Annotated in this window: 22 protein-coding genes and 1 tRNA gene; 4 read left to right on the top strand and 19 right to left on the bottom strand. The window is 62.8% G+C overall.

Translation table 11 applies throughout. The annotated features are described in order from the left end of the window. Positions 1–4 precede the first annotated feature (4 nt). The 18 genes from nuoK to tsaD all read right to left on the bottom strand — a co-directional run bounded on the left by nuoK (position 5) and on the right by tsaD (position 15,717). On the bottom strand, positions 5–313 hold the full coding sequence (gene nuoK / locus V1261_RS09385; protein ID WP_329771476.1) for an NADH-quinone oxidoreductase subunit NuoK: 309 nt from the start codon (positions 311–313) through the stop codon (positions 5–7). After that, entirely contained in the window at positions 310–960 is a 651-nt protein-coding gene (locus tag V1261_RS09390) for an NADH-quinone oxidoreductase subunit J (RefSeq protein ID WP_329771477.1), read from the bottom strand. The genes nuoK and V1261_RS09390 overlap by 4 nt, the downstream gene beginning before the upstream one ends. A 28-nt stretch (positions 961–988) precedes the next feature. Beyond that, positions 989–1,504: an NADH-quinone oxidoreductase subunit NuoI gene (gene nuoI / locus V1261_RS09395; RefSeq protein WP_329771478.1), complete on the bottom strand. Its 516-nt coding sequence runs from the start codon at positions 1,502–1,504 to the stop codon at positions 989–991. A 13-nt stretch (positions 1,505–1,517) separates the two neighbouring features. After that, positions 1,518–2,594: an NADH-quinone oxidoreductase subunit NuoH gene (gene nuoH / locus V1261_RS09400; protein WP_329771479.1), complete on the bottom strand. Its 1,077-nt coding sequence runs from the start codon at positions 2,592–2,594 to the stop codon at positions 1,518–1,520. After that, a complete protein-coding gene (gene nuoG, locus V1261_RS09405; protein WP_329771480.1) occupies positions 2,591–4,723 on the bottom strand; it encodes an NADH-quinone oxidoreductase subunit NuoG in 2,133 nt (710 codons plus the stop codon). The genes nuoH and nuoG overlap by 4 nt, the downstream gene beginning before the upstream one ends. Positions 4,724–4,735: 12 nt before the next feature. Further along, positions 4,736–6,088 carry an NADH-quinone oxidoreductase subunit NuoF gene (nuoF, locus tag V1261_RS09410; protein WP_329771481.1) on the bottom strand — a complete coding sequence of 451 codons (1,353 nt, stop codon included), beginning with the start codon at positions 6,086–6,088 and terminating at the stop codon, positions 4,736–4,738. After that, positions 6,085–6,576 carry an NADH-quinone oxidoreductase subunit NuoE gene (gene nuoE / locus V1261_RS09415; RefSeq protein WP_329771482.1) on the bottom strand — a complete coding sequence of 164 codons (492 nt, stop codon included), beginning with the start codon at positions 6,574–6,576 and terminating at the stop codon, positions 6,085–6,087. The genes nuoF and nuoE overlap by 4 nt, the downstream gene beginning before the upstream one ends. Continuing rightward, positions 6,573–7,823, bottom strand: coding sequence for an NADH-quinone oxidoreductase subunit D (locus V1261_RS09420; RefSeq protein ID WP_329771483.1), 1,251 nt, complete (start codon positions 7,821–7,823; stop codon positions 6,573–6,575). The genes nuoE and V1261_RS09420 overlap by 4 nt, the downstream gene beginning before the upstream one ends. 29 nt (positions 7,824–7,852) lie before the next feature. Continuing rightward, entirely contained in the window at positions 7,853–8,461 is a 609-nt protein-coding gene (locus V1261_RS09425) for an NADH-quinone oxidoreductase subunit C (RefSeq protein ID WP_329771484.1), read from the bottom strand. Positions 8,462–8,472: 11 nt separating this feature from the next. Further along, positions 8,473–8,955: a NuoB/complex I 20 kDa subunit family protein gene (locus tag V1261_RS09430; protein ID WP_329771485.1), complete on the bottom strand. Its 483-nt coding sequence runs from the start codon at positions 8,953–8,955 to the stop codon at positions 8,473–8,475. Positions 8,956–9,014: 59 nt separating this feature from the next. Continuing rightward, a complete protein-coding gene (locus tag V1261_RS09435; RefSeq protein WP_329771486.1) occupies positions 9,015–9,374 on the bottom strand; it encodes an NADH-quinone oxidoreductase subunit A in 360 nt (119 codons plus the stop codon). Between the two features lie 42 nt (positions 9,375–9,416). After that, a tRNA-Leu gene (locus V1261_RS09440) sits at positions 9,417–9,501 on the bottom strand. 146 nt (positions 9,502–9,647) lie between these two features. Further along, positions 9,648–10,088, bottom strand: coding sequence for a preprotein translocase subunit SecG (secG, locus tag V1261_RS09445; RefSeq protein WP_329771487.1), 441 nt, complete (start codon positions 10,086–10,088; stop codon positions 9,648–9,650). 50 nt (positions 10,089–10,138) lie between these two features. Next, complete coding sequence (tpiA, locus tag V1261_RS09450; RefSeq protein WP_329771488.1) at positions 10,139–10,882, bottom strand: triose-phosphate isomerase; 744 nt, start codon at positions 10,880–10,882, stop codon at positions 10,139–10,141. A 15-nt stretch (positions 10,883–10,897) separates the two neighbouring features. Beyond that, positions 10,898–11,884, bottom strand: a complete 987-nt coding sequence (locus V1261_RS09455) for an NAD(P)H-quinone oxidoreductase (protein ID WP_329771489.1) — start codon at positions 11,882–11,884, stop codon at positions 10,898–10,900. A gap of 5 nt (positions 11,885–11,889) precedes the next feature. Next, on the bottom strand, positions 11,890–14,091 hold the full coding sequence (gene pnp, locus V1261_RS09460) for a polyribonucleotide nucleotidyltransferase (RefSeq protein ID WP_329771490.1): 2,202 nt from the start codon (positions 14,089–14,091) through the stop codon (positions 11,890–11,892). A 177-nt stretch (positions 14,092–14,268) separates the two neighbouring features. Continuing rightward, a complete protein-coding gene (gene rpsO / locus V1261_RS09465) occupies positions 14,269–14,526 on the bottom strand; it encodes a 30S ribosomal protein S15 (protein WP_329771491.1) in 258 nt (85 codons plus the stop codon). A gap of 150 nt (positions 14,527–14,676) precedes the next feature. Then, a complete protein-coding gene (tsaD, locus tag V1261_RS09470; protein ID WP_329771531.1) occupies positions 14,677–15,717 on the bottom strand; it encodes a tRNA (adenosine(37)-N6)-threonylcarbamoyltransferase complex transferase subunit TsaD in 1,041 nt (346 codons plus the stop codon). A gap of 152 nt (positions 15,718–15,869) precedes the next feature. On the opposite strand from tsaD, the gene ybiB reads away from it, so the two are divergent. Both ybiB and V1261_RS09480 read left to right on the top strand, forming a co-directional pair. Continuing rightward, the gene (ybiB, locus tag V1261_RS09475) at positions 15,870–16,781 is read left to right on the top strand and encodes a DNA-binding protein YbiB (RefSeq protein ID WP_329771492.1); all 912 of its coding nucleotides are present in this window, start codon (positions 15,870–15,872) and stop codon (positions 16,779–16,781) included. Next, complete coding sequence (locus V1261_RS09480) at positions 16,778–18,046, top strand: BaiN/RdsA family NAD(P)/FAD-dependent oxidoreductase (RefSeq protein WP_329771493.1); 1,269 nt, start codon at positions 16,778–16,780, stop codon at positions 18,044–18,046. Before ybiB ends, V1261_RS09480 begins: the two co-directional genes overlap by 4 nt. 99 nt (positions 18,047–18,145) lie before the next feature. Here V1261_RS09480 and V1261_RS09485 read toward each other — a convergent pair whose 3' ends face one another. Further along, on the bottom strand, positions 18,146–20,008 hold the full coding sequence (locus V1261_RS09485) for a phosphoenolpyruvate carboxykinase (GTP) (protein WP_329771494.1): 1,863 nt from the start codon (positions 20,006–20,008) through the stop codon (positions 18,146–18,148). A gap of 429 nt (positions 20,009–20,437) precedes the next feature. On the opposite strand from V1261_RS09485, the gene rpsU reads away from it, so the two are divergent. Continuing rightward, positions 20,438–20,650: a 30S ribosomal protein S21 gene (rpsU, locus tag V1261_RS09490; RefSeq protein ID WP_018715221.1), complete on the top strand. Its 213-nt coding sequence runs from the start codon at positions 20,438–20,440 to the stop codon at positions 20,648–20,650. Between the two features lie 85 nt (positions 20,651–20,735). Next, positions 20,736–21,197 carry a GatB/YqeY domain-containing protein gene (locus V1261_RS09495; RefSeq protein WP_329771495.1) on the top strand — a complete coding sequence of 154 codons (462 nt, stop codon included), beginning with the start codon at positions 20,736–20,738 and terminating at the stop codon, positions 21,195–21,197. Positions 21,198–21,200: the final 3 nt, after the last annotated feature.

Genomic DNA, 21,200 nt, shown 5'->3' on the forward strand with positions numbered 1-21,200 from the left:
GTGATTACCCCTTCAGCACGTTGAGTTCATCCACATCGATGCTGGACTTGTTGCGGAACAGCAGCACCAGGATGGCCAGACCAATGGCGGCTTCGGCAGCTGCCACAGTCATGATGAAGAACACAAAGATCTGCCCGTTCAGGTCACCCCAGAAGCGGGAGAAGGTCACGAAGTTCATGTTCACTGCCAGCAGCATCATCTCGACGCACATCAGCAGCACGATCAGGTTCTTGCGGTTCAGGAAGATGCCCACTGCCGCGAACGCAAACAGGATCCCGCCCAGGGTCAGGAAATGGCCGATAGTCAGACTCATGCTTTGTTCTCCTCCGTTGCCTCGGCAACAGGTGCAGCCTTGGTCGCCTCCATCTTCACCATGCGGACACGGTCAGCAGAGCGCACATGCACCTGCAGGGAGGGAGAAATGGCCTTGCTGTCCTTGCGCTTGCGCATGGTCAGGGCAATGGCGCTGATCATGGCCACCAGCAGGATGATGGCGGCGATTTCAAGCGGGTACAGGTAATGCGTATACAGCAGCTTGCCCAACTCGGTCGTGTTCGAGGCATCAGGCGGCAGCGGAGCGCCGTCCATGCCGCGCATCGGCAGCGGCTGGGTTTCAGTGAAGTTGCTCAGCAGGATGATGGCCAGCTGCACAATCACCAGCACACCGACCACGGCAGCTGCCGGGAAGTGTTTCCAGAATCCTGCCTTGAGCCGCTCGACATCCTCGTCCAGCATCATCACGACGAACAGGAACAGCACCATCACGGCACCGACGTACACCAGCACCAGGGTGATGGAGAGGAATTCGGCCTCCAGCAGCATCCAGATGGCGGATGCCTGGAAGAACGACAGCACCAGGTACAGCACCGCGCTGACCGGGTTGCGTGCAGTGATCACGCGGAAAGCCGCGAACACCAGCACCACAGCAAACAGATAGAAAAGACCAGTTTTGACGTCCATGTTGTCCTCGTATGTATTCCCTGGTCTATCAACGGTACGGCGCATCCGCCGCCTTGCTGGCAGCGATCTGGGCTTCGTACTTGTCTCCCACGGCCAGCAACATGTCCTTGGTGAAGTACAGGTCGCCACGCTTTTCGCCGTGGTATTCGAAGATGTGTGTCTCGACGATGGAGTCGACCGGGCAGCTCTCTTCGCAGAAACCGCAGAAGATGCACTTGGTCAGGTCGATGTCGTAACGCGTGGTACGACGTGTACCGTCATCACGCTGGTCGGACTCGATGGTGATCGCCATCGCCGGGCAGACGGCTTCGCACAGCTTGCAGGCAATGCAGCGCTCTTCGCCATTCTCGTAACGGCGCAGTGCGTGCAGGCCGCGAAAGCGCGGGCTCAGCGGCGTCTTTTCTTCCGGATAGTTCAGCGTCACCTTGCTCTTGAAGGCGTAGCGGCCGGTCAGGGCCATGCCCTTGAACAGCTCGGCCAGCATGAAGCTGCCGAGGAAGTCCTTCAGGCTGAAGCCGGATTCGGTTTTGGTAGTTGTAGACATCTCGTACTCCTCCTTACGGCCAGATATTCCAGGAGGTCTGCATCCATGCCGCTACCAGCACCAGCCAGAACAGCGTCAGCGGGATGAAGATCTTCCAGCCCAGACGCATGATCTGGTCATAGCGATAGCGCGGGAAGGTGGCGCGGATCCAGATGAACATGCTCACCACGACAAAGGTCTTGACGAACAGCCAGATCCAGCCCGGAATGAAGCTCAGGAACTCGAACGGGGGCAGCCAGCCACCCAGGAACATGACCACCGCCAGCAGCGAGAACAGGATCATGTTGGCGTACTCGGCCAGGAAGAAGACCGCGAAGCCCATGCCGGAATACTCCACCATGTGACCAGCGACGATTTCCGCCTCGCCCTCGACCACGTCAAACGGGTGACGGTTGGTTTCGGCCACGCCGGAGATCAGGTAGACCATGAAGATCGGCAGCAGCGGCAGCCAGTTCCAGGACAGGAAGTTGACGCCCATGTCGGCAAAGCGACCCGAGGCCTGGCCCGTGACGATCTCGCCCATGTTCATGCTGCCAGCCACCAGTACCACCACCAGCAGGCAGAAGCCCATGGCGATTTCATAGGAAATCATCTGGGCCGATGCGCGCAGCGCGCCCAGGAAGGGGTACTTGGAGTTGGAAGCCCAGCCGGCCATGATCACGCCATACACCTCGATCGAGGTGATCGCCATGATCAGCAGCAGACCGGCGTTGACGTTGGCCAGTGCCACATCGGGACCGAAGGGCATCACGGCCCAGGCCGCCAGTGCCGGCATGATCGCCATCAACGGACCCATGTAGTAGATCCAGGTGTGGGCACGATCCGGCTTGATCAGCTCCTTGGTCAGCAGCTTCAGGCCGTCGGCCATCGGCTGCAGCAGGCCCAGCGGGCCGACGCGGTTCGGACCACGACGGTGCTGCATGAAGCCCAGCAAGCGACGCTCCCAGTAGGTCAGGTAGGCCACGCACAGCATCAGCGGAATGACCACGATGATGATCTTGAGCAGCGCCCAGATCACCGGCCATACCACTTCCATCCACCAGGCAGCCTGGATCAGGCCTTCGCCTGCGGCAAAGATTGCGTCCATCATGCGCTCACCCCCTGCGTGCTAGCGGCAGCACGGGCATCCGCCGTGGCCTGCAGCGCCGGTGCGCGGCGCACCAGGCTGTCGAGTTGATAAATGGAGGCCACCGCCGGACGACCGTCGGCCTTGGCCACGGTGATGGCAGCATCCGTGCTGTTGTCCAGGCGGGCGACGAAAGCGCCCTCTTCGCGCTGTTCCAGGCCCAGGGCTGCCAGCACGTCCTGCGAGGATTCGGCGTCAAAGCCCTGCAGTTGCAGCAGGTTGCCCAGCACGCGCAACACCTTCCAGCCCGGACGGGTATCAGCCAGCGGCTTGACCACGGCATGGAAGCTCTGGGCGCGGCCTTCGGCGTTGACGAACGTACCCGACGTTTCGGTAAACGGGCTGATCGGCAGCAGCACATCGCTGATCGCCATGTTCGCCTTGAACGGGCTCAGCGTGACAATCATCTGTGCCTGGTTCAGGCCGGCCACAGCCTGCTGACCGGCAGCAGTATCAAACTCAGGTTCGGTGTTCAGCAGGATTGCAGCCTTCAGCGCACCCGTTACCATGCCAGCGGCGTCCAGGCCACCGGCCTGCGGTTGCGCGCCGACAAACTGGGCACCCACGGTATTGGCGGCTTCGGTCAGATAACCGAAGCTGGCACCGGTCTGTGCAGCAATCCACTGCGCCAGTGCCAGCAGGCTTTCGGCCTGGGCATGGTGGGCAGCAGCGTTACCCAGCAGCACGGCCTTGCGCTCGCCGCCCAGCAGGGACTTGGCGATGGCCTGTGCGGTGTCATCTGCCTGGCCAGCGGCCGGAGCGGCAACGCCCTTCTGCTCGGCAACAGCGGCAGCGATATTGGCCAGCGCCTGCGTCCAGTCGGTGGCATCGGCCTGCAGCACGTTCTTGACGGGCATGGCCCAGTCCTGGCGCTGCTCGACCAGTGCGTTGACCTGGGCGCCATGGCGCACGGCCTGGCGGATACGCTGGGCAAACAGCGGATGGTCCTTGCGCAGGTTGCTGCCCACCACCAGCACGCGTTGCTGCGTGCTCAGTGCGGCAACCGGCATGCCCAGCCAGCGGACCTTGCCGTTGGTGGCGCTGAAATCAGCGCGGCGCAGACGGTGGTCGATGTTGTCGCTACCCAGACCGCGCACCAGCTTGCCGGCCAGCGCCAGCTCTTCCAGGGTGCTGTGCGGGCTGACCAGTGCGCCGATGCTGTTGGCACCATGTTCGGTAGCAATCTGCTTCAGGCCATTGGCCACGTATTCCAGTGCGACCTGCCAGCTGACTTCCTGCCAGCTGCCGCCCTGCTTGATCATCGGGGCGGTCAGGCGATCCGGGCCATTCAGCGATTCGTAGCTGAAACGGTCACGGTCGGCAATCCAGCACTCGTTGACGGCTTCGTTCTCGAACGGCACGACACGCAGCACCTGGTGGTTCTTGACCTGCACGATCAGGTTGGCACCCGAGGCATCATGCGGCGCGACCGACTTGCGGCGACCCAGCTCCCAGGTACGGGCGCTGTAGCGGAACGGCTTGCTGGTCAGCGCACCGACCGGGCAGATGTCGATCATGTTGCCGGACAGCTCGGAGTCCACCGTGGCGCCGACGAAAGTCTCGATTTCCGCGTGTTCGCCGCGGTTGGACATGCCGAGCTCCATCTGGCCGGCAATTTCCTGGCCAAAGCGCACGCAGCGCGTGCACTGGATGCAACGGCTCATCTCCTCCATGGAGATCAGCGGGCCGACATCCTTGGGCACGACCACACGCTTTTCTTCTTCATAGCGCGAGGTATTGTTGCCATAGCCCACTGCCAGATCCTGCAGTTGGCACTCGCCACCCTGGTCACAGATCGGGCAATCCAGCGGGTGGTTGATCAGCAGGAATTCCATGACGGACTGCTGTGCCGCCAGCGCGCGCGGGCTATTGGTGTGGACGATCATGCCCTGGGCCACCGGCGTGGCACAGGCCGGCACGGCCTTGGGCATTTTCTCGACTTCCACCAGGCACATGCGGCAGTTGGCCGCAATGCTCAGCTTCTTGTGATAGCAAAAATGCGGAATGAAGGTTCCGGCACCTTCGGCAGCATGCATGATCATGCTGCCTTCCGGTACCTCGATCTTCTTTCCGTCCAGTTCGATTTCAACCATGGCGATCACTCGTCAAATATAGGCAGGGACCTGACAGGTCTTGTGCTCGATGTGGTAGGCGAATTCATCGCGGAAGTGCTTCAGCATGGCACGCACTGGCATGGCGGCGGCATCGCCCAGCGCACAGATGGTGCGGCCCATGATGTTGCCAGCGACGGAATCCAGCAAGTCCAGATCTTCCGGACGACCCTGGCCGTTTTCGATACGCTGCACCACGCGCCACAGCCAGCCGGTACCTTCGCGACAAGGCGTGCACTGGCCGCAGGACTCGTGCATGTAGAAATAGCTCAGGCGCAGCAGCGACTTGACCATGCAACGGCTGTCATCCATCACGATCACGGCACCGGAACCCAGCATGGAGCCAGCCTTGGCGATGGAATCGTAATCCATGGTGCACTGCATCATGATGTCGGCCGGCAGCACCGGGGAGGAAGAGCCACCCGGGATCACGGCCTTCAGCTTGCGACCGCTGCGCACGCCACCCGCCAGCTCCAGCAGGGTGGCAAACGGCGTACCCATGGGCACTTCATAGTTGCCCGGCAGGTTGACGTCACCGGAAACGGAGTAGATCTTGGTGCCGCCGTTGTTCGGCTTGCCACACTCCAGGTAGGCCTGGCCACCGTGGCGGATGATCCACGGCACGGCAGCAAAGGTCTCGGTGTTGTTGATGGTGGTCGGCTTGCCGTACAGGCCGAAGCTGGCCGGGAACGGCGGCTTGAAGCGCGGCTGGCCCTTCTTGCCTTCCAGCGACTCCAGCAGCGCAGTTTCCTCGCCACAGATGTAGGCACCGAAACCATGGTGTGCGTGCAACTGGAAGCTGAAATCGCTGCCCAGGATGTTGTCACCCAGATAGCCGGCAGCACGTGCCTCTTCCAGGGCAGCCTCGAAACGCTCGTAGACCTGGAAAATCTCGCCGTGGATGTAGTTGTAGCCGACGCTGGCACCCATGGCAAAGCCCGCAATGATCATGCCTTCGATCACGATATGCGGGTTGAACATCAGGATGTCACGGTCCTTGCAGGTACCTGGCTCGCCCTCGTCCGAGTTGCAGACGATGTATTTCTGGCCCGGGAAGTTGCGCGGCATGAAGCTCCACTTCAGGCCGGACGGGAAGCCGGCACCACCACGACCGCGCAGCGCGGATTCCTTCATGGTGGCGATGACATCGTCCTGCGACATGCCATTGCCGTCATCCTTGCCCAGGATCTTGCGCAGCGCCTGGTAACCACCACGCGCCTCGTAGTCCTTGAGGCTCCAGTTGCTGCCGTTCAGATCCTTGTAGATCTGCGGATCGATATGGCGGCCATGGAAACAGGTTTCCTGACCGCTGGACGCGAATTGCGCCAGGACGTTGCTCACGCTCATGCCTTGCCCTCCGCGTTACGCAGACCTTCCACCAGCGCCTCCAGGCGCTCGACGGACATGAAGCTGCACATGCTGCGATCGTTCACCAGCATCACCGGGGAATCGGCGCAGGCACCCAGGCATTCGCATTGCTGCAGCGTGAACAGGCCATCGGCCGTGGTTTCGCCAGCAGTGACGCCCAGCTTGTCTTCCAGATACTTGAGCGCCTTGCCACCGTCGCGCAGCTGGCACGGCAGGTTGGTGCACACGGCCAGCTTGTACTTGCCGACCGGTTGCTGGTTGTACATGTTGTAGAAGGTCGTGACTTCATGCACGGCCATCGGTGCCATGTCGAGGTACTCGGCAATCTCGCGCTCGCTCTCGGCCGTGATGTGACCCTGCTCCTGCTGCACGATGGACAGGCAGGCCATGACGGCAGACTGCTTCTGCTCGTCGGGGTACTTGGCCACTTCCTTGGCGAAGCGCGCCTTGGTAGCTTCAGAAATCATCGGTCAATCTCTCCAAACACAATGTCCAGCGTGCCGATCACCGCCACGGCGTCGGCCAGCATGTGGCCGGTAGCGAGTTCATCCAGGGCAGCCAGGTGCACAAAGCCCGGCGGCCGGATCTTCATGCGGTAGGGCTTGTTGGCACCATCGCTGATCAGGTAGATGCCGAACTCGCCCTTGGGGTGCTCGACAGCCGCGTAGGCCTCGCCTTCCGGCACGTGGAAACCTTCCGTGAACAGCTTGAAGTGGTGGATCAGGTCTTCCATACCCGACTTCATGTTCGCGCGCGGCGGCGGTGCCACCTTGCGGTTGTCAGTGATGACCGGACCCGGGTTGGCACGCAGCCAGTCCACGCACTGCTTGATGATGCGGTTGGACTCGCGCATTTCCTTCATGCGCACCAGATAACGGTCGTAGGTATCGCCAGTGACGCCCACAGGGATATCGAAATCCATGCGGTCATAGACCTCGTAGGGCTGCGTCTTGCGCAGGTCCCAGGCGATGCCGGAGCCACGCAGCATCGGGCCGGTCATGCCGAGGTTGATGGCACGCTCGGGGGACAGCACGCCGATGCCGACGGTACGCTGCTTCCAGATGCGGTTCTCGGTGAGCAGGGTCTCATACTCGTCCACACACTTGGGAAAGCGGTTGGTGAAGTCCTCGATAAAGTCGAGCAGCGAGCCACGGCGTGCCTGGTTGATCTTGTCGACCGAACCACTGCTGCGCAGCTTGCTTTCGAACTGCGGCATGCTGTCCGGCAGGTCACGGTAGACACCACCCGGGCGGAAGTAGGCTGCGTGCATGCGCGCGCCGGAAACGGCCTCGTACATGTCGAACAGGTCTTCGCGCTCGCGGAAGGTGTACATCAGGATGGTCGAGCTGCCGCAGTCGTTACCGTGCGAACCCAGCCACATCAGGTGGTTCAGGATACGCGTGATCTCGGAGAACATGACGCGGATGTACTGTGCGCGGATCGGCACCTCGATGCCAAGCAGCTTCTCGACCGACAGGCAGTAGGCGTGCTCGTTGCACATCATGGACACATAGTCCAGACGGTCCATGTAGGGCAGCGTCTGCAGAAAGGTCTTGTGCTCGGCCAGCTTTTCGGTGGCACGGTGCAGCAGGCCAATGTGCGGGTCGGCACGCTGCACCACCTCGCCGTCCAGCTCCAGCACCAGACGCAGCACGCCGTGCGCTGCCGGGTGCTGCGGACCGAAGTTCAGGGTGTAGTTCTTGATTTCAGCCATAAGTCATTCCTTCTCGCCGTCGCCGGCGATCAGTGCAGCCCCCCGTAGTTGTCTTCGCGGATGATGCGCGGCGTGATCTCGCGCGGCTCGATGGTCACCGGCTGGTACACCACGCGCTTCTGCTCTTCGTCGTAACGCATTTCGACGTGGCCGGACAGCGGAAAGTCCTTGCGGAACGGGTGACCAATGAAACCATAGTCGGTCAGGATGCGGCGCAGATCCGGATGTCCCTCGAACACGATGCCATACAGGTCGAAGGCTTCGCGCTCGAACCAGTTGGCAGACGCCCAGACGTCATTGATGGTAGACACCACCGGGAAGTCGTCATCGGGCGCGAACACCTTCAGGCGCAGGCGCTGGTTCAGCGTGATGGACAGCAGGTGCAGCACCACGCAATAGCGCGGGCCTTCCCAGACCTCGTTGCGGTAATCGGAATAGTCGACGCCACACAGGTCGATCAGTTGCTCGAACTGGCAGCCAGGCGCATCGCGCAGCTGGCGTGCGACTTCGACGTAATCTGCAGCAGCGACCTCGATGGTCAACTCGCCGCGGGCCATCACGGAAGAACGGATCTTGTCACCCAGCAGCTGGGTCACGGTATTGGACAGGGCCTGGATATCTACAGCGTAGGCAGTCATGCGTGATCTCCTCAGGCGCGGGCAATGGTGTTGGTGCGACGGATCTTCTGCTGCAGCTGCAGGATGCCGTAGATCAGCGCCTCGGCCGTGGGCGGGCAGCCCGGCACATAGACATCAACCGGCACCACGCGGTCACAGCCGCGCACCACCGAATAGCTGTAGTGGTAGTAGCCGCCACCGTTGGCACAGGAGCCCATGGACAGCACCCAGCGCGGCTCGGCCATCTGGTCGTAGACCTTGCGCAGGGCCGGACCCATCTTGTTGCACAGCGTACCGGCCACGATCATCAGGTCGGACTGGCGCGGACTGGCGCGGAACACCTCGGCACCAAAGCGCGCCAGGTCATAGCGCGCACTGGCCGCGTGCATCATCTCGACAGCACAGCAGGCCAGGCCAAACGTCATGGGCCAGATCGACCCGGTCTTGGCCCAGTTCGCCACCGCGTCATAGCTGGTGGTGATGAAGCCTTCCTTGAAAACACCTTCAATCGACATGCGACTCTCCAGAAGCGCGGACAGCTGACGCAGTGCGGCCAGCCACCCTCAACCTGCGTTTATTCCCAATCCAGGGCGCCCTTCTTCCACTCGTAGATGAATCCGATGAGCAGGATGAACAGGAAGATCATGGCGGCCCAGAAGCCGACCGGACCCAGCTGCTTGTAGGCAGCAGCCCAGGGGAAGAGGAATGCCACTTCCAGGTCAAACAGGATGAACAGAATGGCCACGAGGTAGTAGCGCACGTCAAACTTCATGCGCGCATCTTCAAAGGCCTCGAAGCCACATTCATAGGGGGAGTTCTTGGCGGGATCGGGGCGGTTGGGCCCCAGTCCACGACCCATGAGCAGACAGGCCGCGCCGACCAGGACGCCCACGATCACGAACAGCATGACGGGAAGATATTGCGAGAGATCCATGTTTTCCTGCAGAAAAATCTGGCCAGTGGCCAAAGGTGATTCTGGTGCCGTCGGCGAGACTCGAACTCGCACAGCTTTCGCCACTACCCCCTCAAGATAGCGTGTCTACCAATTCCACCACGACGGCAATCGTGTCTCTTCCCGGAGCATGGAAGGTGGGAATACCACCTATCCGGGTTAGCCCCTCATTGTAACCATATTCAACGGGCGGGACGCTCTGGGCAGGGTTTTTCTTGAGTGTCCCGACCTGCCTGCGGGACACACTTGTAACAATTAGCTGGCGGATGCCGCAGACGCTGCCACGGAGGCAGGTTGCGATGCCGGCACGGCAGCCGCGGGCACCACGGCAGCAGCACCCGGCACCAGCGACTCGGCAGCCAATGCCGGCGCAGAAGCCGCTTCAGCCGGTGCGGAAGCAGTGACAGCCGGCGCATTGACCAGACCGCTCAGCACGCTGCCGGAACCGCCGGTATTCGGCAGGTTGCCGAAATAGGCCAGGATCAGCGTGGATACAAAGAACACCGTTGCCAGTACGGCAGTGGTGCGCGACAGGAAGTTGGCACTGCCAGAGGCACCAAACAGGCTGCCGGAAGAGCCGGCACCAAAGGCCGCGCCCATATCGGCACCCTTGCCGTGCTGTACCAGGATCAGGCCGATCATGGCCAGGGCCGACAGCACCTGGATGACCAGCAGGAGGTTGTGAAGAATAGTCATGAAATCGTTACCGGAGAAAGGTTTGCCGCACACGCGGCAAACCCGTTATTTTATTGCGCTGCAGCGATGATGGCGAGGAAATCCTGCGGCTTGAGCGCAGCACCACCGATCAGGCCACCGTCGATGTCGGGCTGAGCCAACAGCTGCGCCGCGTTGGAGGCGTTCATGCTGCCGCCGTAGAGCAGGCGGATACGGTCAGCCTGTTCACTGGCTGCACGCAGCTGGGTACGCATGATGGCGTGCACGTGCTGCGCCTCTTCCGGAGTCGCCGTCTTGCCGGTGCCAATAGCCCAGACCGGTTCGTAGGCGACCACGATTTCGCTGATGCAGTGGCCCACCAGATGGGTCACGGCGGCCAGCTGGCGGCGCACGATGTAGTCGGTCATGCCTTCGTCACGCTCGCGCTGGGTTTCACCAACGCAGACGATGGGCGTGATGCCGGCTTCGAGGGCACGCTTGGCCTTGATGGCGACGTTGGTGTCGGTTTCCGCCTGGTGCTGACGACGCTCGCTATGGCCGACGATGGCGTAGCGCACGCCGAATTCCTTCAGCATCTCGGCAGAGACGTCACCGGTATAGGCACCGTTCTGGTGCTGTGACACGTTCTGCACGCCCAGCGCGACCTTGTCCTGGCCGGCCAGCAGGGCCTGCACCTGAGCGACATAAATGCCCGGCGGGCAGACCACCACATCACAGGCGGGCTCGCCAATACCAGCCAGAATGCCTTGCACCAGCGCCTCGTTGGCGGCCAGGTTGCCATTCATTTTCCAGTTGCCAGCAATCATCTTTCTCATGTGACTCTCCTTGCCTTACCAGGTCAGTACGATTTTTCCAATGTGTTGGTTGGATTCCATCAGCGTATGCGCCTGCGCCGCTTCGGCAGCCGGGAATGCCGAATGGATGACCGGCTTGATGCTGCCGGCTTCGATCAGTGGCCAGACCTGCTGGCGCAGCTGCTGCGCAATGGCCGCCTTGAAGGCGACCGGCTGCTTGCGCAGCGTGGAACCGATGATGGACAGGCGGCGCGTGAGCACCAGACCGGCGTTGAATTCGGCCTTGGTACCACCCTGCACGGCAATGATGACAATACGACCATCTTCGGCCAGGCATTTCACCTCGCGTGCCACATAGTCGCCAGCGACCATGTCCAGTACCACGTCCACGCCCTTGCCATCGGTGATGGCAAGCACTTGTTCGACGAAATCCTGTGTCTTGTAGTTGATCGCGTGATCGGCGCCCAGTGCCAGGCAGGCCTGGCACTTCTCGTCCGAGCCGGCCGTGACGATGACGCGCGATCCGCGCGCCTTGGCCATCTGGATCGCCGTGACGCCAATACCGCTGCTGCCGCCCTGCACCAGCAGGGTTTCGCCCGGCTGCAGGCGGGCACGGTCATAGACGTTGCTCCAGACCGTGTAGAAGGTTTCGGGCAGGCTGGCCGCCTCGATCAGGCTCAGGCCGGTCGGCACCGGCAGGCACTGGGCCACCGGCGCCACGCAGAGCTCGGCATAGCCACCGCCAGCGACCAGCGCGCAGACCTGATCGCCGATGGCGAAACCGGCCTGCTGCATGGCCTCGGCATCACCAGCGATGATCTCGCCGGCGATCTCCAGACCAGGCAGCTCGGACTCGCCCGGCGGCGCCGGGTAGTTGCCCTTGCGCTGCACCACGTCCGGACGGTTGACACCGGACGCGGCGACACGGATCAGCACCTGACCCGGCCCTGCGACCGGATCCGGGCAATCGGTACGCTGCAGGACCTCAGGGCCGCCGAACTCGGTAATGGCGATTGCTTGCATGCCGATTACTGCTGCTGTTGCTGCTGCTCGGCGTCGTTGCCCTGACGGCCGTTGCCGTTGCCGTTGCCGTTGCGGTCACCACGGTCGCCACGATCACCACGCTCTGCGCGCTCGGGACGCTCCAGCAGCGCCTTCATGGACAGCTTGATGCGGCCCTTGTCGTCGGTTTCCAGCGCCTTGACGCGGACGATCTGGCCTTCGCTCAGGTAGTCGGTGACCTTTTCGACGCGTTCGTGGGCGATCTGGCTGATATGCAGCAGGCCATCCTTGCCCGGCATCACGTTGACCAGGGCACCGAAGTCCAGCAGCTTGACGATCGGGCCTTCGTAGATCTTGCCGACCTCGACTTCTGCCGTGATCTGCTCGATGCGACGCTTGGCTTCCTCGGCCTTGGCACCGTCGGTGCTGGCGATGGTGATCACGCCGTCTTCGGCGATGTCGATCTGGGTGCCGGTCTCTTCCGTCAGCTGGCGGATGGTAGCGCCACCCTTGCCGATCACGTCGCGGATCTTCTCGGGATTGATCTTCATGGTGTACAGACGCGGTGCGAACTCGGACACTTCGGTCTTGGCTTCGCCCATGGCACCCTGCATCTTGTCCAGGATGTGCAGACGCGCTTCCTTGGCCTGGGCCAGGGCGACCTGCATGATTTCCTTGGTGATACCCTGGATCTTGATGTCCATCTGCAATGCCGTGATACCGGAAGTGGTACCAGCCACCTTGAAGTCCATGTCACCCAGGTGATCTTCGTCACCCAGGATGTCGGTCAGCACGGCGAAACGGTTGTCTTCCTTGATCAGGCCCATGGCGATACCGGCCACGTGCGCCTTCATCGGCACGCCGGCGTCCATCAGGGACAGGCAGCCGCCGCAAACGGAAGCCATGGAAGAGGAACCGTTGGATTCGGTGATCTCGGACACCACGCGGATGGTGTAGGGGAAGTCCTCCTTGCTCGGCAGGCAGGCCGCCAGCGCGCGCTTGGCCAGACGGCCGTGGCCGACTTCGCGGCGCTTGGTGCTGCCCATGCGGCCGACTTCGCCAGTCGCGAAGGGAGGCATGTTGTAGTGCAGCAGGAAGCGGTCTTCGTATTCGCCGGCCAGTGCGTCGATGCGCTGGGCGTCACGGTCGGTGCCCAGCGTGGCCACCACCAGCGCCTGGGTTTCGCCACGCGTGAACAGCGCGGAACCGTGGGTGCGCGGCAGCAGGCCGGTGCGGATCTCGATCGGGCGCACGGTACGCGTATCGCGACCGTCGATGCGCGGCTCGCCGGACAGGATCTGGCCGCGCACGATGCGGGCTTCGATGTCAAACAACAGGTTTTCCAGCTTGGCATCGTCGAATTCGACGCCCTGGGCCGTCAGGTCTGCCTTGGCAGCAGCGTAGGCTTCGCGGCAGGCCTGGGTACGCGCCTGCTTGCTGCGAATCTGGTAGGCAGCGCGCAGCTTGTCTTCGGCAGCGGCGTTGACCTTGGCGATGAAGTCTTCATCCTTGGCTTCCGGCTGCCAGTCCCAGACCGGCTTGCCGGCGTCACGCACCAGTTCGTGGATCGCGTTGATGGCGATCTGGCTCTGCTCGTGGCCAAACACCACGGCACCCAGCATCACGTCTTCGCTCAGCTGGTCGGCTTCGGATTCGACCATCAGCACGGCGGCTTCGGTGCCGGCCACGACCAGGTCCAGTTGGCTGTTCTTGCGCTCGGTCTGGCCCGGGTTGAGCACGTATTCACCGTTGACGTAGCCCACGCGCGCAGCGCCGATCGGACCGTTGAACGGGATGCCGGAGATGGACAGGGCAGCGCTCACGCCAATCATGGCTGCGATGTCGGCGTCCACTTCGGGATTCAGGGAGATGGTGTGGATCACCACGTGCACTTCGTTGTAGAAGCCTTCCGGGAACAGCGGGCGGATCGGACGGTCGATCAGGCGGCTGGTCAGGGTTTCCAGCTCGGAGGGCTTGGCTTCACGCTTGAAGAAGCTGCCCGGGATCTTGCCGGCCGCATAGGTCTTCTCGATGTAGTCGACGGTCAGCGGGAAGAAGTCCTGGCCCGGCTTGGCGGTCTTGGAACCGACTACGGTCGCCAGTACCACGGTGTCATCGATGTTGACCAGGACAGCACCGCTGGCCTGACGGGCGATTTCACCGGTTTCGAGGGTGACGGTGTGCTGGCCCCACTGGAAGGTCTTGGTGACTTTGTTGAAGATGGACATGAGGGTCTCCTGTGAATGAAAGGATGGAGTCCTGCAGCACACGATGCCATTCCGTCAGGATCGTCGCGGGACGATCCTGGTGGAATGACACAGCGCTCGCGCTTGCATTGCTCCGGGGACAAAAAACAAAACGCCTGAGAAAGGCACTCTCTCAGGCGTCATGCATGCGGTGCCCGCTTACTTGCGCAGACCCAGCTTGGCGATCAGCGCCAGGTAGCGGTCAGCGTCCTTGGACTTCAGGTAGTCCAGCAGCTTGCGGCGACGGCTCACCATGCGCAGCAGGCCACGACGACCGTGGTGATCCTTGGAGTGGGTCTTGAAGTGGGGGGTCAGGGTGTTGATGCGTGCGGTCAGCAGTGCCACCTGAACTTCCGGGCTGCCAGTGTCATTGGCGGCGCGGGCGTTATCCTTGATAACGGCAACTTTATCGATCATGTTGATTTCCTTGGGAATTATTTGACTTGCGCCACAAGCCGGACTACCTGTGACGTGCTTTCGCCCACCCCATACGGGCAGGTGAATCGGAAGATTATATAGGACAGCGCAGATTTGTCCAGCGCACTGTTGCGTCCAGGCCTGCCAGACTCAGGCCGACTGCTGCTCCAGATCCCAGCGCGGACGCACATCGAAACCGTAGTCATGGCTGGCCTGGGCCACGCCGGCCTGCAGGCGCATGGCGGCGGCCAGCGCGATCATGGCACCGTTATCGGTGCACAGGTGCAGCTCGGGATAGTGCACGCGCACCTGGCGCTTGCGGCAGGCGGCATTGAGCTGCTCGCGCAATTCGCTGTTGGCACCGACACCGCCGGCGACCACCAGGCGCTTGAGGCCACTGCGGTCCACCGCCTTGAGCGATTTTTTCACCAGCACCTCGACGATGGCCGCCTGGGTGCTGGCAGCGAGATCGGCCTGGGTCTGGTAGCAGGGCTGGCCCTCGATCTTGCGCACCTGGGTCAAGACCGCGGTCTTGAGACCGGCAAAGGAAAAGTTCAGATCACCGCTGTGCAGCAGCGGTCGCGGCAGCGCATAGGCATCAGGATTGCCGAAGGCGGCCAGCCGCGACAGCGCCGGGCCACCCGGATAACCCAGCCCCAGCAGCTTGGCCGACTTGTCGAAGGCTTCACCGGCGGCATCGTCAATGGTTTCGCCAAGCAGCGTGTACTGCCCTACTCCATCGACCTGCATCAGCTGGGTGTGACCGCCGGAAACCAGCAGTGCGACAAAGGGAAACTCGGGGGGATCCTCGCTCAGGAACGGTGACAGCAGATGGCCTTCCAGATGGTGCACGCCGAGCACCGGCTTGCCGAGCGAGGCCGCCAGCGCACAGGCAGCACCGGCGCCCACCAGCAGCGCACCGGCCAGACCGGGACCGCGCGTGAAGGCCACGACATCAACATCGGCCAGCGAGCGCCCTGCTTCGACCAGCACCTGGCGCGTGAGCGGCACGACGCGACGGATATGGTCGCGGCTGGCCAATTCGGGCACCACGCCGCCATAGGCCTGGTGCATGTCGATCTGGCTGTGCAGGGCATGCGCCAGCAGGCTGGGCACCGCCTGGCCCGGGCGCGCCTCGACCAGGGCGACGCCGGTTTCGTCGCAGGAGGATTCGATACCGAGAACCAGCAAGGGGGAAGCGAGAGGTGTTTGCATCAGGCCGACATTGTGCCGCGATTGCCCTCAGGCTGCCAGCACTGCCCGCGCCTGCCACTGGAACGGATGGATATCGACCAGCAGCGTGGCGATCAGCAGATCATGCACGATTCGCTGACAATACCACCATGCAAGATGCCCTGATCCCCTATCTGAAAGACATCGGCCGCGGCAAGGATGGCGCGCGCCCCATGACACGCGAGCAGGCATGCCATGCCTGGAGCCTGCTGCTGAACGGCGATACCGACGCGCTGGCCACGGGCGCCTTCCTGATGGCGATGCGCATCAAGGGCGAAACGCCGCAGGAGATGGCCGGTTTTCTGGATGCCACCCATGCCGCGCTGCAGTACCCCGACTGGCCGCAGGACGAGCGCCTGACGGTCGTGATCCCAAGCTACAACGGCGCCCGCAAGCTGCCCTTGCTGACGCCACTGCTGGCCCATCTGCTGGCGCGCCAGGGCCTGCGCGTGCTGCTGCACGGCATGGCAACCGAAGAGCGCCGCGTCAGTGTGCCGCAGGTGCTGGAGCCCTTGCGCGCCCTGCTGCCGGTCAGCGACCAGGATCCGGTCTGGATCGATACCGCCACGCTGCATCCCGGACTGGCGCGACTGCTGGATGCGCGCCGCCAGATGGGCTTGCGCAACAGCGCGCACAGCCTGGTAAAACTGATGAACCCCTGCCCGACTGGCCGCAGCCTGGTGCTGGGCAGCTATACGCATCCGGAATACGCGCTGTCCATGGCGGCGACAGTGGCCGTGATGCAAGGCCATGCCCTGCTGCTGCGCGGCACCGAAGGCGAGGTGGTGGCCGATGCGCGCCGCCAGCCACGCATGGAAGGCCTGGTGCGCGGCCAGCGCGTCTGGCTGTCGGAGGCGCAATCGGGCAGCCTGGCTACCCTGCCCGAGCTGCCCGATGGCACGGATCCGCAAGCCACGGCGCAGTACATCGCCGATGTGCTGGCCGACAGGCTGCCGGCGCCGGAGCCGATCCGGCAACAGGTCGCCATCATCCTGCAACTGGCAGCACAGGTGGACGCATGACGACGACAAGCTTTGATGTAGTGGTGATTGGCGCCGGCGCGGCCGGCCTGTTCTGCGCCGGCCAGGCTGGCCAGCGCGGCCTGCGCGTGCTGCTGATCGACCACGCGGCCAAGGTGGCTGAAAAGATCCGCATCAGCGGCGGTGGCCGCTGCAACTTCACCAATGCCGGCACCACGCCGGCGCAGTTCATCAGCCAGAACCCGCATTTCTGCCGCAGCGCACTGGCGCGTTATGGCGCACAGGACTTTATCGAGCTGGTACAGCGGCATCGCATTGCCTTTCACGAAAAGCACAAGGGCCAGCTGTTCTGTGACCGCTCGGCGCAGGACATCATCGACCTGCTGCTGCGCGAATGCGAAACCGGTGGCGTCGAGCGCTGGCAGCCCTGCGCGGTGCAAGGCCTGCAGCAACAGCCGGAATCGGCATTGCCCTGGCAGCTCGATACCGCCCGTGGCCGGGTGGAGACGCACGCCGTGGTGCTGGCGACCGGCGGCCTGTCGATTCCCAAGATTGGCGCCACCGATCTGGCCTGGCGCGTGGCGCAGCAGTTTGGCCTGCGTACCATCGCGCCGCGTCCCGGCCTGGTGCCCCTGACGTTTGATGCCGCCAGCTGGCAGCCGTTTTCCGCGCTGTCCGGCGTGGCGCTACCAGTGGAAATCGGCACCGATGCGCCGGTTGGCAAGCGGAAGCAGCGCATGGCCTTCAGCGAAGACCTGCTGTTCACGCACCGCGGCCTGAGTGGCCCGGCGATCTTGCAGATTTCCAGCTACTGGCAGGATGGCGAACCGCTGCACATCAACCTGATTCCGGACCAGCACAGCAAGCTGCCCGATGCGCCGCAGCGCCCGGCCCTGCTGCAGCAGCTGCAGCAGGCCAAGGCCCGTGCATCGCGCAAGCTGCTGGTGAACGAAATCGGCAATTACCTGCCGTCGCGCCTGGTGGAGCACTGGATCACGCAGCACCCGGCATGCCAGCGGCCGATCGTGGATGTGCCGGACAAGGCGCTGCAGCAGTTCTGCGAGAGCCTGCAACGCTGGCAGATCGTGCCGAATGGCAGCGAAGGCTATCTGAAGGCCGAGGTGACACTGGGCGGTATCGATACGCGCGATGTGTCCTCGCAGACCATGGAAACCAGGGTGCCCGGCCTGTACGTGATTGGCGAAGCGGTAGATGTGACCGGCTGGCTCGGCGGCTACAACTTCCAGTGGGCCTGGGCCAGCGGGCATGCGTGTGGGGAAGCGCTGGCGGAATCGCTGCTGACCTGATCCGCCCAAGCCCACCAACGCACAAACCCCGCTCGAAAGCGGGGCTTGTACATGGAGGTCGCGCAGCGACTGCCTGGGCAACCGCTCACAGGAGAAGGCTTACGCCACCTCGGCCAGACGCTGCTCCAGCGCCGCCTTGGTCTCGACCAGTGCCTTCGGCAGGCGCTCCTTCAGCTTGTCGAAGTGCTCGTCGTGCGACTTGAACTCTTCCGCCCAAGCCGCCTTGTCGACGCTGGTGACGGTCTTGAACTGGTCGGCGCTGAAACTCAGGCCATTCCAGTTGATCTCGTCGTAGGACGGGGCCACGCCGAACATGGTCTGCTCGCCAGCTGCCTTGCCTTCGATGCGGTCCAGCATCCACTTCAGCACGCGCATGTTCTCGCCATAACCCGGCCAGACGAACTTGCCGTCGGCGTCCTTGCGGAACCAGTTGACGCAGTAGATCGGCGGCACCTGGGCACCGCTGGCCTGCAGCTTCTCGCCCAGATCCAGCCAGTGCTGGAAGTAGTCGCTCATGTTGTAGCCGCAGAACGGCAGCATGGCGAAGGGGTCACGGCGCACCACGCCCTGCGCACCAAAGGCGGCAGCGGTGGTTTCAGAACCCATGGTGGCCGCCATGTAGACGCCCTCGGTCCAATTGCGCGCTTCGGTCACCAGCGGCACGGTGGTGCTGCGGCGGCCACCGAAGATGAAGGCATCGATGGCAACGCCAGCCGGATCGTCCCAGGCCTCGTCCAGCGCCGGGTTGTTGATGGCGGCCACGGTGAAGCGGGCGTTGGCGTGGGCTGCCTTGCGGCCGGCCTTGCCGTCTTCCGGCGTCCAGTCCTTGCCCTGCCAGTCGATCAGGTGATCCGGCATCTTGCCCTGGTCCTTTTCCATGCCTTCCCACCAGACATCGCCGTCATCGGTCAGTGCCACGTTGGTGAAGATCACGCTCTCGTTCAGGCTGGCCATGCAGTTCGGGTTGGTCAGCGTATTGGTGCCCGGAGCCACGCCAAAGTAGCCGGCTTCCGGGTTGATCGCGTACAGCTTGCCATCGGCACCCGGCTTGATCCAGGCGATATCGTCACCGATGGTGGTAACCTTCCAGCCTTCGAAAGCTGGCGGCGGCACCAGCATGGAGAAGTTGGTCTTGCCGCAAGCGCTCGGGAAAGCGGCAGCCACGTGGTACTTCTTGCCCTCGGGGTTGGTCACGCCCAGGATCAGCATGTGCTCGGCCAGCCAGCCCTGGTCCTTGCCCATCTTGGAGGCGATGCGCAGTGCCAGGCACTTCTTGCCCAGCAGCGCATTGCCGCCGTAACCGGAGCCGTAGGACCAGATTTCGCGCGTTTCGGGGTAGTGCACGATGTACTTGACATCCGGGTTGCAGGGCCAGGAAGTCTGGTCCTTCTCGCCTTCGGCCAGCGGCGCGCCTACCGTGTGCACGCAGGGCACGAACGGGCCATCGGTACCCAGCACGTCATAGACGGCCTTGCCCATGCGCGTCATCATCTTCTGGTTCACCACCACGTAGGCGCTGTCAGACAGTTCCACGCCAATATGGGCGATCGGGCTGCCCAGCGGGCCCATGCTGAACGGGATCACATACATGGTGCGGCCCTTCATGCAGCCGTCGAACAACGGCTGCAGGGTCTTGCGCATTTCGGCGGGATCCATCCAGTTGTTGGTCGGGCCAGCATCGGCCTTGTCCTGCGAGCAGATGTAGGTGCGGTCTTCCACGCGTGCCACGTCGGACGGGTCAGACCAGGCCAGGAAGCTGCCCGGACGCTTGGCCGGGTTCAGCTTGCGGAAGGTGCCGGCGTCTACCAGCTGCTGGCACAGGCGGTCGTACTCTTCCTGGCTGCCATCACACCAGTAGACCTGGTCAGGCTTGCACAGATTGGCCATGTCCTGCACCCAGGCGATCAGTTGCGGGTGCTTGACGAAATCGGGAACGTTCAGTTGAACAGCGGTTGCAGTCATTTGCAAGACTCCAGAGATAAGAAACCGGATCCGGATCGCCAGATACCGCACGGCGCGCCGGTGAAACAGGGTTGCATGGCGGCCAGAAGCCACGCATGCGTGCCGCCTGCAGTGGCAGGCAACTCTTAGGTCTTATATAAGAATAAGCGTGCAAGAATACCATGGAAGCCTGCGGCCGACATGGGAAAATCCCCCTATTCCTGCCCACCTGGCATCGTGCCAGAGCGCAGCGAGTGGACAGCGATTGCAGCCTGTTTGCAACGCCAGCACACACTTTCTTGCGCATCGGCCCACGGCATCATATAATTTCACCCTTGCTGGCAAACCCCGTCGGCCTGATCAACTGTATGACGGGGAAACTTTTGCGGGCTGTCCCGCAGGCCCGATCTTCCTGCGGCAAACTCTCGCACTAACTGAATCCATTAGCTAATGACCACTATCCGCATCAAAGAAAACGAACCTTTTGAAGTTGCCCTGCGCCGTTTCAAGCGCACCATCGAAAAGCTGGGCCTGCTGACCGACCTGCGCGCCCGCGAGTTCTATGAGAAGCCCACGGCCGAGCGCAAGCGCAAGAAGGCTGCTGCCGTCAAGCGCCACTACAAGCGCGTGCGTTCGCAGCAACTGCCCAAGAAACTGTACTGATTACAGTTCCGGCACTGAAAAAACCCGCTCGGGACGCCGATGCGGGTTTTTTTGTCCCCATTTTTCACCTTAACCAGGAATCACGATGTCACTCAAGGACCAGATCACCGAAGACATGAAGACCGCCATGCGCGCCAAGGACATGGAGCGCCTGGGTACCATCCGCCTGCTGCAGGCGGCCATCAAGCAGAAGGAAGTGGACGAGCGCATCACGCTGGATGATGCCGCCGTGGTCGCCGTGGTGGACAAGCTGCTGAAGCAGCGCAAGGACAGCATCACCGCTTTCGAGGCCGCCGGTCGCCAGGATCTGGCCGACAAGGAAAAGGCCGAAGCCGTGGTGCTGCAGGTCTACCTGCCGGAACGCCTGAGCGAGGCCGAGATCACCGAAGCGGTGCGCGCCATCGGTGCGGCGTTTGAAGCTGAACAGGGCCGCGCTCCCGCCGCTGCCGACATGGGCAAGCTGATGGGTGCTGCCAAGTCGCAGCTGGCCGGCAAGGCCGACATGGGTCAGGTGTCTGCCGCCGTGAAGGCGCTGCTGGCCGGCTGACCG

It is taken from the genome of Brachymonas sp. J145, assembly GCF_036312245.1.
Taxonomy (GTDB): Bacteria; Pseudomonadota; Gammaproteobacteria; order Burkholderiales; family Burkholderiaceae_C; genus Brachymonas; species Brachymonas wangyanguii.

What these genes read in the sequence shown, in the direction of transcription:
- V1261_RS09420 (WP_329771483.1), bottom strand. Translation starts at nt 7,823, where the DNA reads ATGGCTGAAATCAAGAACTACACCCTGAACTTCGGTCCGCAGCACCCG.
- tpiA (WP_329771488.1), bottom strand. Translation starts at nt 10,882, where the DNA reads ATGAGAAAGATGATTGCTGGCAACTGGAAAATGAATGGCAACCTGGCC.
- secG (WP_329771487.1), bottom strand. Translation starts at nt 10,088, where the DNA reads ATGACTATTCTTCACAACCTCCTGCTGGTCATCCAGGTGCTGTCGGCC.
- rpsO (WP_329771491.1), bottom strand. Translation starts at nt 14,526, where the DNA reads ATGATCGATAAAGTTGCCGTTATCAAGGATAACGCCCGCGCCGCCAAT.
- V1261_RS09480 (WP_329771493.1), top strand. Translation starts at nt 16,778, where the DNA reads ATGACGACGACAAGCTTTGATGTAGTGGTGATTGGCGCCGGCGCGGCC.
- nuoE (WP_329771482.1), bottom strand. Translation starts at nt 6,576, where the DNA reads ATGATTTCTGAAGCTACCAAGGCGCGCTTCGCCAAGGAAGTGGCCAAG.
- V1261_RS09435 (WP_329771486.1), bottom strand. Translation starts at nt 9,374, where the DNA reads ATGGATCTCTCGCAATATCTTCCCGTCATGCTGTTCGTGATCGTGGGC.
- V1261_RS09390 (WP_329771477.1), bottom strand. Translation starts at nt 960, where the DNA reads ATGGACGTCAAAACTGGTCTTTTCTATCTGTTTGCTGTGGTGCTGGTG.
- V1261_RS09485 (WP_329771494.1), bottom strand. Translation starts at nt 20,008, where the DNA reads ATGACTGCAACCGCTGTTCAACTGAACGTTCCCGATTTCGTCAAGCAC.
- nuoI (WP_329771478.1), bottom strand. Translation starts at nt 1,504, where the DNA reads ATGTCTACAACTACCAAAACCGAATCCGGCTTCAGCCTGAAGGACTTC.
- nuoH (WP_329771479.1), bottom strand. Translation starts at nt 2,594, where the DNA reads ATGATGGACGCAATCTTTGCCGCAGGCGAAGGCCTGATCCAGGCTGCC.
- rpsU (WP_018715221.1), top strand. Translation starts at nt 20,438, where the DNA reads ATGACCACTATCCGCATCAAAGAAAACGAACCTTTTGAAGTTGCCCTG.
- V1261_RS09495 (WP_329771495.1), top strand. Translation starts at nt 20,736, where the DNA reads ATGTCACTCAAGGACCAGATCACCGAAGACATGAAGACCGCCATGCGC.
- ybiB (WP_329771492.1), top strand. Translation starts at nt 15,870, where the DNA reads ATGCAAGATGCCCTGATCCCCTATCTGAAAGACATCGGCCGCGGCAAG.
- pnp (WP_329771490.1), bottom strand. Translation starts at nt 14,091, where the DNA reads ATGTCCATCTTCAACAAAGTCACCAAGACCTTCCAGTGGGGCCAGCAC.
- nuoK (WP_329771476.1), bottom strand. Translation starts at nt 313, where the DNA reads ATGAGTCTGACTATCGGCCATTTCCTGACCCTGGGCGGGATCCTGTTT.
- nuoG (WP_329771480.1), bottom strand. Translation starts at nt 4,723, where the DNA reads ATGGTTGAAATCGAACTGGACGGAAAGAAGATCGAGGTACCGGAAGGC.
- nuoF (WP_329771481.1), bottom strand. Translation starts at nt 6,088, where the DNA reads ATGAGCGTGAGCAACGTCCTGGCGCAATTCGCGTCCAGCGGTCAGGAA.
- V1261_RS09430 (WP_329771485.1), bottom strand. Translation starts at nt 8,955, where the DNA reads ATGTCGATTGAAGGTGTTTTCAAGGAAGGCTTCATCACCACCAGCTAT.
- V1261_RS09455 (WP_329771489.1), bottom strand. Translation starts at nt 11,884, where the DNA reads ATGCAAGCAATCGCCATTACCGAGTTCGGCGGCCCTGAGGTCCTGCAG.
- V1261_RS09425 (WP_329771484.1), bottom strand. Translation starts at nt 8,461, where the DNA reads ATGACTGCCTACGCTGTAGATATCCAGGCCCTGTCCAATACCGTGACC.